Origin of the sequence: Staphylococcus sp. HMSC36A10 (genome assembly GCF_001838845.1) — a bacterium.
GTDB lineage: Bacteria > Bacillota > Bacilli > Staphylococcales > Staphylococcaceae > Staphylococcus > Staphylococcus aureus.
On sequence record NZ_KV839076.1, the window covers coordinates 28,598 to 42,807 of the forward strand.

The window sequence follows — 14,210 nt, forward strand, 5'->3', positions numbered from 1 at the left end:
TAATTGTGGCAAATCCGATTAAAATTGGTATTGGTGGTCCTGTAGGTGCAGGTAAAACACAATTAATTGAAAAAGTTGTAAAACGTCTTTCAAAAGAAATGAGTATCGGCGTTATTACAAATGATATATATACAAAAGAAGACGAAAAGATATTAGTAAATTCAGGAGTTCTACCTGAAAGTCGTATCATTGGTGTTGAAACTGGTGGATGTCCTCATACTGCGATTCGTGAAGATGCATCTATGAACTTTGCAGCAATAGACGAATTATTAGAACGTCATGACGATATAGAACTAATTTTCATAGAATCTGGTGGCGATAACTTAGCAGCAACATTTAGTCCAGAACTTGTTGACTTTTCAATATATATTATCGATGTTGCTCAAGGTGAAAAGATTCCACGTAAAGGTGGTCAAGGTATGATTAAGTCAGATTTCTTTGTAATTAACAAAACTGATTTAGCTCCCTATGTAGGTGCATCATTAGAACAAATGGCTGAAGATACTAAAGTATTTCGTGGTAAACGTCCATTTACTTTTACTAACTTAAAAACCGACGAAGGTTTGGATGAAGTTATCGATTGGATTGAACGCGACACTTTACTCAAAGGATTATCATAATGGATGAACAACAATGGACTGGGCAACTTGATTTAACAGTGTTTTTCGATGGCAATCGATCAGTATCAAGAGATATTTTCTTTGAAAAAGCACTTAAAGTGATACGTCCAGTTTATCTAAATCAATCTACCATTCCTACATTTTATATAGTAAATGTAGGTGGTGGCTATTTAGATGGAGATCGTTACCGTATGAATGTGAATGTCGAAGATAACGCTAAAGTGACATTGACATCTCAAGGTGCAACAAAAATATACAAGACACCTTCCAATCATGTTGAGCAGTATCAAACTTTTAATTTGAAAGATAACGCATATTTAGAATATGTCGCTGATCCAATCATCGCATATGAAAATGCTAAATTTTATCAACACAATACGTTCAATCTCAATAATTCTAGTTCATTATTTTATACTGATATTTTAACTCCTGGTTATTCAAAAACTGGCGAAGCCTTCAAGTATCAATATATGCATTTAATAAATGAAATTTATATTGAAGATGAGTTAGTCACATATGATAATTTATTATTGAATCCTAATAAACAATCGATCAATGAAATAGGTTATATGGAACATTACTCTCATTATGGCTCTGCTTACTTCATACACGAAGATGTTAACCAAAAACTAATCGATTCAGTTTATGAAACCATTAGTTCTTATAGCAATACATTCGATTGTCGTGTTGCTATTTCTCCATTGCCTACACATGGTTTTGCAGTTAGAATTTTTGCTTATCGCACACAAATTATAGAGAAAATACTTGGAACCATCCAAAGCTATATCGCAGAAAATATTTATGATCGTAAACTTGATTTTCTAAGAAAATATTAAAATAAAAAGACTAGTGTACCTTGTTTCAAGCTTAATAAGCTGAAATAAGGTATGGCTAGTCTTTAACTTTAATTAAAGCATCTTCAATATTTAAATTTTAAGTTAATTTTATGTCCCAATGCTGAATAAATAACTTCGTTTTAATAAATTGTTATCGTTCAATGTTATTAAACGCAATTAACCTTGATTTAATTTTTAATGTATTCTTCTAATTCTGAAATCAGTTTTTGAATATTTGCTTTTTGTGTATCTGTAACATAAACAATAACTGTTCTTTCGTCTTGTAAACTTCTTTTCTTTGATAACAATTTTAAATCTTTTAGCTTTTGTAAAGCTTTAGTTAAATAGTAAGGTTTGAACTCTGAGCACTTAGCAATCTCTTTAGATGAGATTTCGTTAGACTCACTTCTTAAAATATGATTTAAAATATAAATTTCTTCATAGTTCAAATTGAACTTCTTTTTTGTATCTCTGAAAAACTTCTTAACTTGAAATGTTGCGTTGACTAAATCATTAATGTCATTAATTTTACTCATTATTAAACCACTCCTCTGATGCACATCTTGTTGTAGCAAGGTTCACATGTAATTTATTAAATCGAAACTCTATCCAACTATGTTATAAAGTTCATTCTAAACAAATAAGTATAAAAATTCAATATTTTTATTACTAGAATATGGTTAAATACATTTATTTCTTATAATAATTTGATGTTTAAGATATTTTGCCAAATTGAAAATTATTAGTCTGAATATTTTGTATCTTAACTGATATGTAAACTTTTAAAATTTTAATCTATATCAACGTGTTTGATTTGATATTTTTTATATTAATTGGATGGCTTGCTCACAAAATTTATAAAATATAAAAAAAGAAGAGCTTTAAATCATAACGCATGCCATTTATCTTTAAATGCAATGAGTTATCATTCAAACTCTTCTTATCAACCTACATACATTGACATTATACTATCATATGTTGTTTTACATATTCAACAAACATTTCAACGTTAGCACTTTTAATATCATGCATTGGGACATTACCAATATTAAATTTGAACATTATAGTTTGACCATCATAATCTATCTTCTCTATTTCATTATAACTAATACTTCTATAATAAAATTGGCCATTCATATCTACATTCATAATTAATCTTTCATTTGTTGCTATAAATGCCCCTTCAAATTCATTCTCACCTTGAACTTGATACTCAATTATTCCTAGCACTGACGGACCCTTTTTTTCAGTTGGAAATAAATCATTTGGATTCACATTATCTAAAATCATAATATCCCTCCCACTTAAAACTATAAACTATTCTTCATAGGTATATGAAATACAAGTGATTAACTATTTATTATTAAGCTTAACTTGTATTCCCTTTTCAAGATAATTATAACATGCTTGAATAAGCATAGTGACTTTAGAAAACTTTTCTCGCTTGATTGTTACAATAACACGTCTTTCATCTAATTCACATCTCTCTTTTTTAACTAATCCCTTCAAAATTAAACACTTTAAAATCGGGCTAACCGCAAATATCGGGTGATGGAATTCACCCTGTAATTCTTTAACCGTCAATTGACCTTTATGCAGATTTAATATTCCTAAAACGTATAACTCTTCTAATGTTAATTGACACATATTTAAATAACACTTTAGATTTCGAAATAATTCTTGTGACGACAATAAATACGATACATAGTCACAACTAAAATCAAATGTATATTGACCAAAATAACGTTCAATATAGTCACTAAGCTCATTATTCATATATTCTATTTTATCTATATGCATTTTATTAATCGAAATAGTCAATTTACGTTGATCCCTTTGATCTCTTCCTTTCAATAGCCATTGATGATTGTTTAAATAACTTAACATTTGAAGAAGTGCCATCTTAGATTGGATTTCTTTCATTTTTAATAACCTATCTATTGAAGCGCTATTGGAATCAGAATTATCATATTTAACTAATAGATTTAATAGTTTCACTTGAGTCAAAGTGAGATGAAATGAATATTTCAACATATCATTAATGACTTTCAACATTAGTATGTGTGCAGTTAAACGCTTAACTTTAAATTTAGACATCTTTAAAAACCTCTCTTAAACCATGCCTATATCTCAAGATGATATTTCAAATGAACAATACTATTGCTTGAGACCATTAATGAATGATCATAAATATTTCTTTCTATAAAATTAGCTTTCCAATAACTGTGTTGTTGCATAATATCATTCACAAGTACACCATTTTCGGAAGTATGATTATCTTTATCTATACTTAAAACAATTTGTTTAGTTTTAGCATGGCTAAATTGTTGAAGACCCTTACACGATAAACGTATAGCGTCTGAATTCTCATTTAACAATGCGGCTGGCAAACAAATGACACATTGTACTTCATGTTTGAACTTCGTTACAATCATCGTGTCATTTTGATAAATAACAATCCCTCGTAATTGATTAAGTATATTTATGATAAAAATGAATATTGATAATCTAGTCAAATTTATTTCTTTGCTCGCTTCACTTATAATTGACATGTGCATAATAAGTCCTCGAAATTTAGTATAATTTGTCAAAAGTTCAGTAACCTTATTAAAATCAGATATTGTGATTTTTTCTTTTAAGTCATTATTCTCATTAATCAAATCTACATCACATATAATTTTAGAACATGCAATAGACACCTGTTCTATTTGTCTTAGCGGTAAGATAAAATAGTCTATTAGATGATCAATTTCTTTATCATAGCGCGTATTCAACTCTTTTGGTTCCAGATGATATATTAATTCAAATACTCCTATATAATTATCTATTAAGCGTTTCAGTTTTTGAATTGCAGTAGTATTTAAGTCGTTAATTAAAAATGCAATCTTACATCTATTACTCTCAAATGTCATATTAAAAATTGTGGCTACTAGCTTTTCTATCTTGCCTCTTTCAGTACTCGTTAACAATTCCTTATATTCATGTTTAATACGAAATACTACATTTACATTGTAGTTCACTATCTTTTGAAGTAATAAAGTGATTTGTTCAATCGATAGCTCATTGCTTGTGTCGATTGTAACAATTATATGCAAGTTTTCAGGATTAACACCTAATCTTTGAATGATTTGTTTAATAGTATAATAATCCATCCAATAAAAATTACTTCCTTTAATATAAATGTTTTTAGGTTGATACATTTGACTCCTTTTTGTAGGCTCAAAAGGTATATCAATCTCGCGCATACTTGAAGAACTTTGATTAGTATCATCAAATAATTCAATTATATTTTTATCAATTTCAACTAATTGGGAATGGTTAATTGAATGAGATGTTGGACTATATCTTTTTCTAATTAATTTAGGAGTGTTACCATACGTTTCTTTAAAGAGGTGTATAAAACGAGAATAATGATTAAAACCATGACTACTTGCGATTTCTTCAATAGGCTTCTTAGAAGTTAAAATATCAATTAAGCAATGCTCCAGTCTAATATGATTTAAATATTGAATAAAATTACTATAAGGTGTCGCTTTAAACATGTCACTTAAAGCTTTGTTTGTAATACTAACTTGATTAATGACATCTTTCCTATTTATCTTTTTATGGTGGTTGTTTGTTAAATAATCGTGCACTTCTTCGGCTACTAAATGACGACTACCATCGTATGTATTTAATGACATTAATTCAACACACATGTAATTAATAATCTTATCATTAGCATTATAAGACTGTTGTTTAATTTTGCTGTAGATTAAATACTTAATCAAGATTCTAAAAGTGCTAGCAACCTCATTTGTTAATATCTTGCCACGCATCATATAGTTTGCATTCATAAACTTCAAAAATGTCTTTGCACTTACTTCAACAACACAACATACACTATCATCATGACCATCAATTTGATACAAATCATTCAACATAATAACGGTGACATCATTTCTTTTTACATCATATTGTTGTAGATTGATTGAAACTACACCTGTACCTTGTAGCCAATATATAATTTTTAAGTTCGCTTCCTTCACACTACTCATTTTCATACTTTTATAAATATGTAGTGAATAATTATCTGTCATCTTACATCCTCACATATACAAATATATTGATTTACTCCTGTTTGTCTTTCTCAAATCAATTGTCAACATCTAATATTCACTACCAATTATATCGCCACATGTTTTTTTAGCAGTAACAAAACATAAATCGATTATATCAAATAATACTTTTATTAAAACATTTTTTTATGCTAAATTAGGATATTTTATCCATTAAATATACATTTTCATCCAAATACCAAAGCTTTCATAATCATAGAAACTTGATCGTTCGTGTCGAATTTTTATGCATTTTCTGATTAAAAGTCCTATATTATGCACAAAATATACATTTAGAATTTTCAGTAATATTACAAATTTGTAACAGACTTATTTTCGAAACATTCAGTTTTCACAAAGAATGCCGTAGTTATAAGTTTTGCAAAATGCAAATTTCTATACTTTTAAAATTCTATTGTGTCAAGATATTAGCAAAAAATTACAAAACGTTAACAAAGCACACAAGGACGCTAATTTCTGTTATAGTCTTTCTTGTCGTTTAATTACGAGAGATAACTTATAACATTAATTTTGTCACACGGACATTACGAAAATATTTTAGATTTAAAATTTTTAGGAGGATATTTTTAAAATGAAGAAAATCGCTACAGCTACTATCGCAACTGCAGGATTCGCTACAATCGCAATTGCATCAGGAAATCAAGCTCATGCTTCTGAGCAAGATAACTACGGTTATAATCCAAATGACCCAACATCATATAGCTATACTTACACTATTGATGCACAAGGTAACTACCATTACACATGGAAAGGTAACTGGCATCCAAGTCAATTAAACCAAGATAATGGCTACTACAGCTATTACTACTACAATGGTTACAATAACTATAACAATTACAACAACGGTTATAGCTACAATAACTACAGCCGTTACAACAACTACTCAAATAATAATCAATCATATAACTACAATAACTATAATAGTTACAACACAAACAGCTACCGTACTGGTGGTTTAGGTGCAAGCTACAGCACTTCAAGCAACAATGTTCAAGTAACTACAACTATGGCTCCATCATCAAATGGCCGTTCAATCTCAAGTGGTTATACTTCAGGACGTAACTTATACACTTCTGGTCAATGTACATACTACGTATTTGATCGTGTAGGTGGTAAAATCGGTTCAACTTGGGGCAATGCAAGTAACTGGGCTAACGCAGCTGCAAGAGCTGGTTACACAGTGAACAATACACCAAAAGCTGGTGCAATTATGCAAACAACTCAAGGTGCATACGGTCACGTTGCATACGTTGAAAGTGTTAACAGCAATGGTTCAGTAAGAGTTTCAGAAATGAACTATGGTTATGGCCCAGGTGTTGTAACTTCACGTACAATCTCAGCTAGCCAAGCTGCTGGTTATAACTTCATTCACTAATTAGTGATGGCTATGTTTACGCCAACAAGGTTTCAAGAGCCTTGTTGGCTTTTTTAATTTCTATGAAAAAAATCGAATTGGTAAAAATCTCAAAATTTCGATTTTCACCAATCCGATTCACTCTGTAATAAAGAATAAACAACATACAGCCATTGACACACCCAAATTTAGGCATGTCAAATCGGCTATACATTGATAAATTTTTAGTTAAAGTACTTACAAATATACTTGCCTTCAAATTCTCAATTAATTTAGTCATTACAAATCATGACATAAAACTTACATTACATATATCAACATGTTCCGCTACAAAACATATTCAGTATATGTATAGAGGATATTTATTCTAAGTTAAAACCTTTTCAAATTATAACCGCTACAATTATAAATGATTAAAGTGTTTCAACATATTATATATATTCCACGCTCACATTAAGTTAAACGTGAATTCGATGACTTTTTAATACCTATCCCTGTAAAACCATAGATAATTGCTATAATTGCGCATAAATAACATGGTACTGTCCATATGAAAAATTCTTCAACAGAGACATGAAGTTGATTCGTATAGTAAATACCTGATGTTCCCCATGGTATTAAAGGTAAGACCATCGTACTTGAGTCTTCAAGTGTTCTTGATAAAACGGAACGAGAGACTTGGTATTTTTCGAACAAATCTTTCATTAACACACCGACCATAATAATTACAATCGAAGCAACACCTGCAGCGAATACAAGCGCAATACAACAAATAACAGTAATACATATTAAACTTCCTACAGAATGGATGCCTTTAGAAATAGTAGTTAATAAGACTTCTAAACATCCTGCTTTTTCTACAATACCTGCAAATGCATATCCGCAAAATATCGTTACTAATATTTGGGTCATACTCATCATACCACCCTGTTCTAACAAGCTTTTCACACTGGATGAAATATGAGACTGATGTATCATTGATTCGTTAAAACCACTAAATGTTGCTTTGAAACCATCTGTCATTTTGAAATGATGATTAAAAGTCCCCACTATAATGGCAGAAAAGCTTGATATTAGCATAGCTGGCACTGTAGCCATTTTAAATAGCAAACAAACAATGATCACAATTAAGGGAACCCAGACCCATATGTTAATTTGATAAATCTGTGCAAGCTCTGATAACAAAGTTTGAATCTGTTTATCATTTGAATGCCCTTTAAATTGAAATCCAGCAATAAACCATACTAATAAACCTATGATTGATGCAGGTATCGTCGTCCACATCATCGAATGTATATGTTTAAATATATTAACTTTAGTAACAAGCGCCGCTAAATTAGTTGTATCTGATAATGGTGACATTTTATCGCCAAACACAGCCCCTGCTATAATAGCACCCGCTGCCATCCCTGGAGGAATCCCCAATTGATTACCAATAGAAATAAGTGCAATCCCTGCAGTTGATGCAGAGCCCCATGCTGTACCAGTTGCTACAGATGTAACAGCACTTATAAAAAAGGCTGATATTAAAAAATAGCTTGGATTCAATAAATCTAAGCCATAATAAATCAAGGCTGGCACTGTGCCAGAAAACATCCAACTGCCTACTATAATTCCTACCGCTAGTATAATTAAAATTGCAGGCATTGCAGTATTTAAACGTTCTGCAATGCCTTTTTCTAAATCTTGCCATGTTAAGCCTACACGTTTTGCAATCCATGTGGCATATGCTGAGGCAATAATTAATAATACTTGAATTGGAATATCAAAAAACACAAAGCCTGTTACAACAACAATAACCATTACAATCATTGTCGAAATTGATTCTAAAAAGGTGGGTTTTCTTTTCATCATCTATCGTCCCCTTCGCTTATTGATGAGAAACCTCTTTTCTTCAATTTATTGCTTTTGCATAATGCTATATCCTTTTCTATCTTCAAGCCATCATTTATTTTAAATATTTTTCTAAATCAAGCTTATCTAAACCAATTTCTTCAACTGTTAAGCCTTCCTCAAAGAAGTCTCTCTCTAAAATGGTTGATGCAATTACAATTACTGCATCTATATTTGGTGTCGGTACATCAATAACACGACCTAAGCTTGACCATAGTACTAAACCATATGCAATATCTTCAGTTAAATATCTGCTTTCTACATGATTTGGTCCTGGAATTTGTGAAAATACTGGGCTTGTATTAAACAAACGATTTAATGGTTCATCTTCTTTATCACGTTCTAAATAACCACGTTCAATACGTGATTCTTTAGCTGTTGATAATTCAAAACCTAATCTACGGCCTAAATTCAAACGTTCTAATTCGATTGCATGAAGTAATCTAACTGTATGTTTAGTAATTCCTTCTTTATATAAAGCGAACTCGCCAGCATAATCAATGCGACCGACATTCAATAATGTTGGTCCTGGATGCACTTCAGGATTACCATTTTCAAGATTTGTTTTAATTAAGCTTTCCTCTTTTACTAAATGATCATAAATACTTGAAACTTTGTCATAACAATCATTTAGACAGCTTCTATCATATGTTGAAAAGAAGATACGACGTACATTTAGAGATAAATCAACTGCTGCATTTTCAAAATCGACACGCGTACCATACGTCAACGTATTAGCTTCCGCTAGTTGTGGTTTTGTTTCAATATGTCTATCTTCTAAAACATTCATAAAACGAATTGACCCCATTGCTGCAGCCATGTTGAAGAATATCAACTGATTATGAGTTACATGCTCTGCCATTACATCAGCATAATACTCTATGTATGAAGATGGAATAATCACTTGAACAATTTCAGCATCTTTTAAAACATATTCCATATCATCACTAATATCAGTGAATTTTACGAAACGTTCATCACCTTCATTATTAAAATCAAATCCGCCCTTTTCGATTGCGTTTTGAAACTTACTTATAGATTGATTACGACAATATAATTTAACATCGTGGCCTTTGCTCACCATATCTACTGCTGCCGTAACTGCGCCATTTCCTGATCCTACAATTGCTATTTTCATAAACAACCCTCTTTCTATCTTTGGTTAAAATTAAAAACAAATTATACGTAAGACAATATAAAAATGATGCGAATTCATTACGCATCATTATAAATGTTAAGTATATATAACCTTAAATTAACCTATTTAAACGCCGACGTCCACCAATTATTTTTATTTTTAATAATTGTTTAATAAACATGTTTATTTTTGATTATATTTTGTTATAGTTAAAGATAATATTACAATTTTCAAAGGAGTGTCTAATATGACAACTGAAATGAACGACGTAACAAATCATCAACCGAATCGCAAATCCAATGATGAGAACATTATGGCGATGCTTATCTATTTATTAAGTTTATTCACATCTATTATTGGTCCACTGATTATATGGTTATTGAAAAAAGATGAATCGAAACTAGTTGATCGTGCTGGAAAAAATTATCTTAACTATACGATTTCTTATATTATTTGGTCTATCGTTTTAGTCGTTATCACTTTAATAGGCGTTTTCCTAATTGCTACCGATATTAGTTTCATTATCATTATAGGTTTCATCATTACATTTATCGGTATTTTATCCATATTCGCTTTCTCAATATTATCTTTTGTATTCACAATTATTGCGTGTGTCAAATATTATAATGGTCAAGAATATGTAATACCTTTAACAATTCGATTTATTTAAACATATTACAAATAAATATTTCCTATTAATTATCTGTTAATCTCATTGTAACTTTGACTAATTTTTATTACAAAATTAGTCAAAGTTTTTTTATTCTTTTACAAATCAATAACATTCCCCACAAGAAGCATTAATTTTGTTAAAGTAACTATTGTCATCAATTCGAGATGTGAGAATAAAACAGTCGCTACGTTTTATTTATAAAAAAAGATATAGAACTTTGGAGGACTTTATTCATGAAAAAATTAGTAACAGCAACTACGTTAACAGCAGGAATCGGCACAGCATTAGTAGGTCAAGCACATCATGCAGATGCTGCTGAAAATTATACAAATTACAACAACTATAACTACAACACGACTCAAACTACAACGACTACAACAACTACGACAACTACATCATCAATTTCACATTCCGGTAACTTATACACTGCAGGACAATGTACTTGGTATGTATATGATAAAGTAGGCGGAGAAATCGGTTCTACTTGGGGAAATGCTAATAATTGGGCTGCTGCTGCACAAGGTGCTGGATTCACAGTAAATCATACACCTTCTAAAGGCGCTATCCTACAATCTTCTGAAGGACCATTTGGTCACGTTGCATATGTAGAAAGTGTAAACAGTGATGGTTCAGTTACAATTTCAGAAATGAATTATAGTGGCGGACCTTTCTCAGTAAGTTCTAGAACTATTTCTGCAAGTGAAGCAGGTAACTACAACTACATCCATATTTAATATAAACACGATGATACATATTGTCTTGAAACTTAATTCTAGTACATATGTCATCAAAAAACTTTGAGCTTTCCTTTATAGGAGAAGCTCTTTTTTTGCTATTTTTCGTTGCCACCTACTTATTTATATTTCCTCCCATATTCAAAATATTAATTTTTTCTAATACTATTAACTTTAAAACTACGTTATCTAATTTAATTGATCCAGTTTTTCCACATTACAATATTCATAGTTCTACAGTGCCTAAGTTATATCACCTCCATCAAAAGTACGCGCTTACATCATTGATACACAAGACATCATGACATAGTTGTATACTGTCTAATCTTCTACTATACTAAGATAAAAGGAGTGATCTTTTATGGAAAAAGTTTATGTTGCTGGTGCAATACCAGAAGTAGGTTTAAAACTTTTACAAGAACATTTTGAAGTTGAAATGTATGAAGGTAAAGGATTAGTCGATAAAGACACTTTAATTAAAGGTGTTAAAAACGCGACTGCCTTAATTAGTTTATTATCTACAAACGTTGATAAAGATGTTATCGATGCTGGTAAAGACTTAAAAATCATTGCCAACTATGGCGCTGGTTTTAATAATATTGATATCGAGTATGCCCGAGAAAAAAGTATAGATGTTACAAACACACCTAAAGCATCAACAAACGCGACTGCCGATTTAACAATTGGATTAGTACTTGCAGTAGCGCGTCGTATTGTTGAAGGGGACCAATTATCACGTACAACTGGATTTGATGGATGGGCACCTTTATTTTTCAGAGGTAGAGAAGTATCTGGGAAAACAATCGGCATTATCGGTTTAGGTGAAATTGGTAGTGCAGTAGCGCGTCGTGCAAGAGCATTTGACATGGATGTACTATACACAGGACCTAATCGCAAAGAAGAAAAAGAACGAGAAATCGGTGCAAAATATGTAGATTTAGATACACTATTAAAGAATGCAGATTTTATCACTATCAACGCTGCTTATAATCCTAAAATGCATCATTTAATTGATACAGAACAATTTAAAATGATGAAATCTACGGCGTATTTAATCAATGCCTCTCGTGGTCCAATCGTGCACGAACAAGCACTAGTGCAAGCATTGAAAGATAATGAAATTGAAGGTGCTGCACTTGATGTATATGAATTTGAACCAGATATTACCGATGACTTAAAATCACTTAATAATGTAGTATTAACACCGCATATTGGTAATGCTACATTTGAAGCACGTGACATGATGTCTAAAATTGTTGCTAATGCTGCAATTAGTGCCGTTCAAGGTGAGAAACCACAATTTGTCGTTAACTAATAATTGAATTTATTATAATAACATTATAAAAACAAGAACCCCCATATGTTGAGCTCTCGTTTCAACATACGGGGGTTTTCATATTGTTGTATTATTTTTCTTTCGATTTATATAAGAATTTAGTTTGTCCAGCTGCTAATGCATTTGGCATCATTTTCATAATACGATTTCTAACTGCAACAAATAAACGACTACGATATTGGGCAATTTTACCGATTTTTCTAGAACGCTTAATTACTTTTGCAGTATGTTTGACACGTATTTTATCATAACGCTGTAATGCTTTTTCAAAGTCGTATGCGTTAAAACAATTTACTAATACGATAGCATCTTCCATTGCTTGTCCAGCACCTTGCCCCATATTAGGCGTTGTCGCATGTGCTGCATCTCCTAGTAAAATAGTACGACCATAAACAAAAGATTTGAGTGGTTTCAAATCATAAATATTATGCAATAAGATACCTGTTTCACTTTGTTTGTCTAAGATCTCTCTAACTTCATTTGGATAGTGATTAAAGTATGCTTGCAAATGAGGTTTACCAAACGAACTATATTTATGATTGTTTTCCTTCGAGTTAATTGTAATGAACCAATATGCTTGATTATTTAATAACGGAACAATACCTACTCTTCCTTTTCTTCCCCAGTATTCTTTTGCACAATCCGGATGCTTTAAATCAATATCATCAATTAAACCTCTAAAGCATGTATACCCTTGATATAATACTTTACTGTCAGCATTTACAGATTGTCTCACTTTAGAATGAATTCCATCAGCACCAATACATAAATCAAATGCTTCACTTTCTTGTTCCGCGAAATGTATGGTAACTTTATCTGTCTCATTATCTATATGCGTGACTTCATGATTTGTAAATATTGCGTCATCTTTTACATAAGATTTAATAATGTCAATTAATGTTTGGCGTGGTAACGTCACATTCAATGTATTACTTTTTAATTTAACAGTAGTTAACAGGCGATCTTTGTCATCTAACACTGTCATTGTAGATAAGATTTGCCCAGCATTTTTAATACCTTTAGCTAAGTCATGATTACCTAGTTTTTTAAGCACATTATCTCCGATACCAATCCCAGCGCCAATTTCTTTAACTGACTCATTTTTTTCAAAGACTTTAATAGTATGACCTTGTTCTTGTAATAATGCAGCAGCTGTTAATCCACCGATGCCTGCACCTATAATTGCTATCTTCATATTGTCACCTCTATATTTTTCATTCTTTTCTATTTTATCACATGCACTATTGTTTAAAAATGACTCTTGGAACTAACGTTTCATTTTTAAGGACTTAAGTGTATTATCTGCACCATTGTATATTACATGCACATTTAGACAGCAATATTCATTTACATCATGTACATTTGTAACAATGATGTGGGAGCTTGGGACATAAATCAATGTCCTAGGGTCTATAATATTATATTGGCAGTATTTGACTGAATGAAAATGCGCTTACAACAAGCTTTTTTCAACTCTAGTCAGGGGCCCCAACACAGAGAATTTCGAA

General features: G+C 31.1%; 14 protein-coding genes. 6 read left to right on the forward strand and 8 right to left on the reverse strand.

Annotated elements, in window-relative coordinates:
• The first annotated feature begins 5 nt into the window (after positions 1 to 5).
• A complete protein-coding gene (gene ureG / locus HMPREF3247_RS02365; RefSeq protein ID WP_000002973.1) occupies positions 6 to 620 on the forward strand; it encodes an urease accessory protein UreG in 615 nt (204 codons plus the stop codon).
• Entirely contained in the window at positions 620 to 1,456 is an 837-nt protein-coding gene (locus tag HMPREF3247_RS02370) for an urease accessory protein UreD (RefSeq protein WP_000344349.1), read from the forward strand. The genes ureG and HMPREF3247_RS02370 overlap by 1 nt, the downstream gene beginning before the upstream one ends.
• Positions 1,457 to 1,644: 188 nt before the next feature.
• Here the strand turns inward: HMPREF3247_RS02370 and sarR are convergent, their stop codons facing one another.
• The 4 genes from sarR to HMPREF3247_RS02395 all read right to left on the reverse strand — a co-directional run bounded on the left by sarR (position 1,645) and on the right by HMPREF3247_RS02395 (position 5,535).
• Positions 1,645 to 1,992, reverse strand: a complete 348-nt coding sequence (sarR, locus tag HMPREF3247_RS02375) for an HTH-type transcriptional regulator SarR (protein ID WP_000036076.1) — start codon at positions 1,990 to 1,992, stop codon at positions 1,645 to 1,647.
• 427 nt (positions 1,993 to 2,419) lie between these two features.
• Positions 2,420 to 2,746: a PH domain-containing protein gene (locus tag HMPREF3247_RS02385; protein ID WP_000599587.1), complete on the reverse strand. Its 327-nt coding sequence runs from the start codon at positions 2,744 to 2,746 to the stop codon at positions 2,420 to 2,422.
• A gap of 63 nt (positions 2,747 to 2,809) precedes the next feature.
• Entirely contained in the window at positions 2,810 to 3,553 is a 744-nt protein-coding gene (locus HMPREF3247_RS02390; RefSeq protein WP_000032848.1) for a SarA family transcriptional regulator, read from the reverse strand.
• Between the two features lie 26 nt (positions 3,554 to 3,579).
• Positions 3,580 to 5,535: a helix-turn-helix transcriptional regulator gene (locus tag HMPREF3247_RS02395; RefSeq protein WP_000131836.1), complete on the reverse strand. Its 1,956-nt coding sequence runs from the start codon at positions 5,533 to 5,535 to the stop codon at positions 3,580 to 3,582.
• A gap of 610 nt (positions 5,536 to 6,145) precedes the next feature.
• Between HMPREF3247_RS02395 and HMPREF3247_RS02400 the strand changes: the two genes are divergently transcribed.
• Positions 6,146 to 6,949 carry a CHAP domain-containing protein gene (locus HMPREF3247_RS02400; protein ID WP_000717381.1) on the forward strand — a complete coding sequence of 268 codons (804 nt, stop codon included), beginning with the start codon at positions 6,146 to 6,148 and terminating at the stop codon, positions 6,947 to 6,949.
• Positions 6,950 to 6,965: 16 nt separating this feature from the next.
• On the opposite strand, the gene HMPREF3247_RS02405 is transcribed toward HMPREF3247_RS02400, so the two are convergent.
• From HMPREF3247_RS02405 to HMPREF3247_RS02415, 3 genes are all read right to left on the reverse strand, one after another.
• On the reverse strand, positions 6,966 to 7,208 hold the full coding sequence (locus HMPREF3247_RS02405; protein WP_001789136.1) for a hypothetical protein: 243 nt from the start codon (positions 7,206 to 7,208) through the stop codon (positions 6,966 to 6,968).
• A 173-nt stretch (positions 7,209 to 7,381) separates the two neighbouring features.
• The gene (gene nhaC / locus HMPREF3247_RS02410; protein WP_000977737.1) at positions 7,382 to 8,782 is read right to left on the reverse strand and encodes a Na+/H+ antiporter NhaC; all 1,401 of its coding nucleotides are present in this window, start codon (positions 8,780 to 8,782) and stop codon (positions 7,382 to 7,384) included.
• 94 nt (positions 8,783 to 8,876) lie between these two features.
• Positions 8,877 to 9,959 (reverse strand): NAD/NADP-dependent octopine/nopaline dehydrogenase family protein, encoded by a 1,083-nt coding sequence (locus tag HMPREF3247_RS02415; RefSeq protein ID WP_070866185.1) that lies wholly within the window; start codon positions 9,957 to 9,959, stop codon positions 8,877 to 8,879.
• 247 nt (positions 9,960 to 10,206) lie between these two features.
• Between HMPREF3247_RS02415 and HMPREF3247_RS02420 the strand changes: the two genes are divergently transcribed.
• The 3 genes from HMPREF3247_RS02420 to HMPREF3247_RS02435 all read left to right on the forward strand — a co-directional run bounded on the left by HMPREF3247_RS02420 (position 10,207) and on the right by HMPREF3247_RS02435 (position 12,681).
• The gene (locus HMPREF3247_RS02420; protein ID WP_000206114.1) at positions 10,207 to 10,629 is read left to right on the forward strand and encodes a DUF4870 domain-containing protein; all 423 of its coding nucleotides are present in this window, start codon (positions 10,207 to 10,209) and stop codon (positions 10,627 to 10,629) included.
• 236 nt (positions 10,630 to 10,865) lie between these two features.
• Positions 10,866 to 11,366 (forward strand): CHAP domain-containing protein, encoded by a 501-nt coding sequence (locus HMPREF3247_RS02425; RefSeq protein ID WP_000737705.1) that lies wholly within the window; start codon positions 10,866 to 10,868, stop codon positions 11,364 to 11,366.
• 361 nt (positions 11,367 to 11,727) lie between these two features.
• Complete coding sequence (locus tag HMPREF3247_RS02435; RefSeq protein WP_000417016.1) at positions 11,728 to 12,681, forward strand: 2-hydroxyacid dehydrogenase family protein; 954 nt, start codon at positions 11,728 to 11,730, stop codon at positions 12,679 to 12,681.
• Between the two features lie 91 nt (positions 12,682 to 12,772).
• Here the strand turns inward: HMPREF3247_RS02435 and HMPREF3247_RS02440 are convergent, their stop codons facing one another.
• Positions 12,773 to 13,897: an FAD-dependent monooxygenase gene (locus HMPREF3247_RS02440; RefSeq protein WP_000684141.1), complete on the reverse strand. Its 1,125-nt coding sequence runs from the start codon at positions 13,895 to 13,897 to the stop codon at positions 12,773 to 12,775.
• Positions 13,898 to 14,210 lie beyond the last annotated feature (313 nt).

Excerpts from the sequence above, each read along its gene's own strand:
- HMPREF3247_RS02390 (WP_000032848.1), bottom strand. The coding sequence starts at position 3,553 with ATGTCTAAATTTAAAGTTAAGCGTTTAACTGCACACATACTAATGTTG.
- HMPREF3247_RS02415 (WP_070866185.1), bottom strand. The coding sequence starts at position 9,959 with ATGAAAATAGCAATTGTAGGATCAGGAAATGGCGCAGTTACGGCAGCA.
- HMPREF3247_RS02420 (WP_000206114.1), top strand. The coding sequence starts at position 10,207 with ATGACAACTGAAATGAACGACGTAACAAATCATCAACCGAATCGCAAA.
- HMPREF3247_RS02425 (WP_000737705.1), top strand. The coding sequence starts at position 10,866 with ATGAAAAAATTAGTAACAGCAACTACGTTAACAGCAGGAATCGGCACA.
- HMPREF3247_RS02370 (WP_000344349.1), top strand. The coding sequence starts at position 620 with ATGGATGAACAACAATGGACTGGGCAACTTGATTTAACAGTGTTTTTC.
- HMPREF3247_RS02405 (WP_001789136.1), bottom strand. The coding sequence starts at position 7,208 with ATGACTAAATTAATTGAGAATTTGAAGGCAAGTATATTTGTAAGTACT.
- HMPREF3247_RS02440 (WP_000684141.1), bottom strand. The coding sequence starts at position 13,897 with ATGAAGATAGCAATTATAGGTGCAGGCATCGGTGGATTAACAGCTGCT.
- HMPREF3247_RS02395 (WP_000131836.1), bottom strand. The coding sequence starts at position 5,535 with ATGACAGATAATTATTCACTACATATTTATAAAAGTATGAAAATGAGT.
- sarR (WP_000036076.1), bottom strand. The coding sequence starts at position 1,992 with ATGAGTAAAATTAATGACATTAATGATTTAGTCAACGCAACATTTCAA.
- HMPREF3247_RS02400 (WP_000717381.1), top strand. The coding sequence starts at position 6,146 with ATGAAGAAAATCGCTACAGCTACTATCGCAACTGCAGGATTCGCTACA.
- HMPREF3247_RS02385 (WP_000599587.1), bottom strand. The coding sequence starts at position 2,746 with ATGATTTTAGATAATGTGAATCCAAATGATTTATTTCCAACTGAAAAA.
- HMPREF3247_RS02435 (WP_000417016.1), top strand. The coding sequence starts at position 11,728 with ATGGAAAAAGTTTATGTTGCTGGTGCAATACCAGAAGTAGGTTTAAAA.
- nhaC (WP_000977737.1), bottom strand. The coding sequence starts at position 8,782 with ATGATGAAAAGAAAACCCACCTTTTTAGAATCAATTTCGACAATGATT.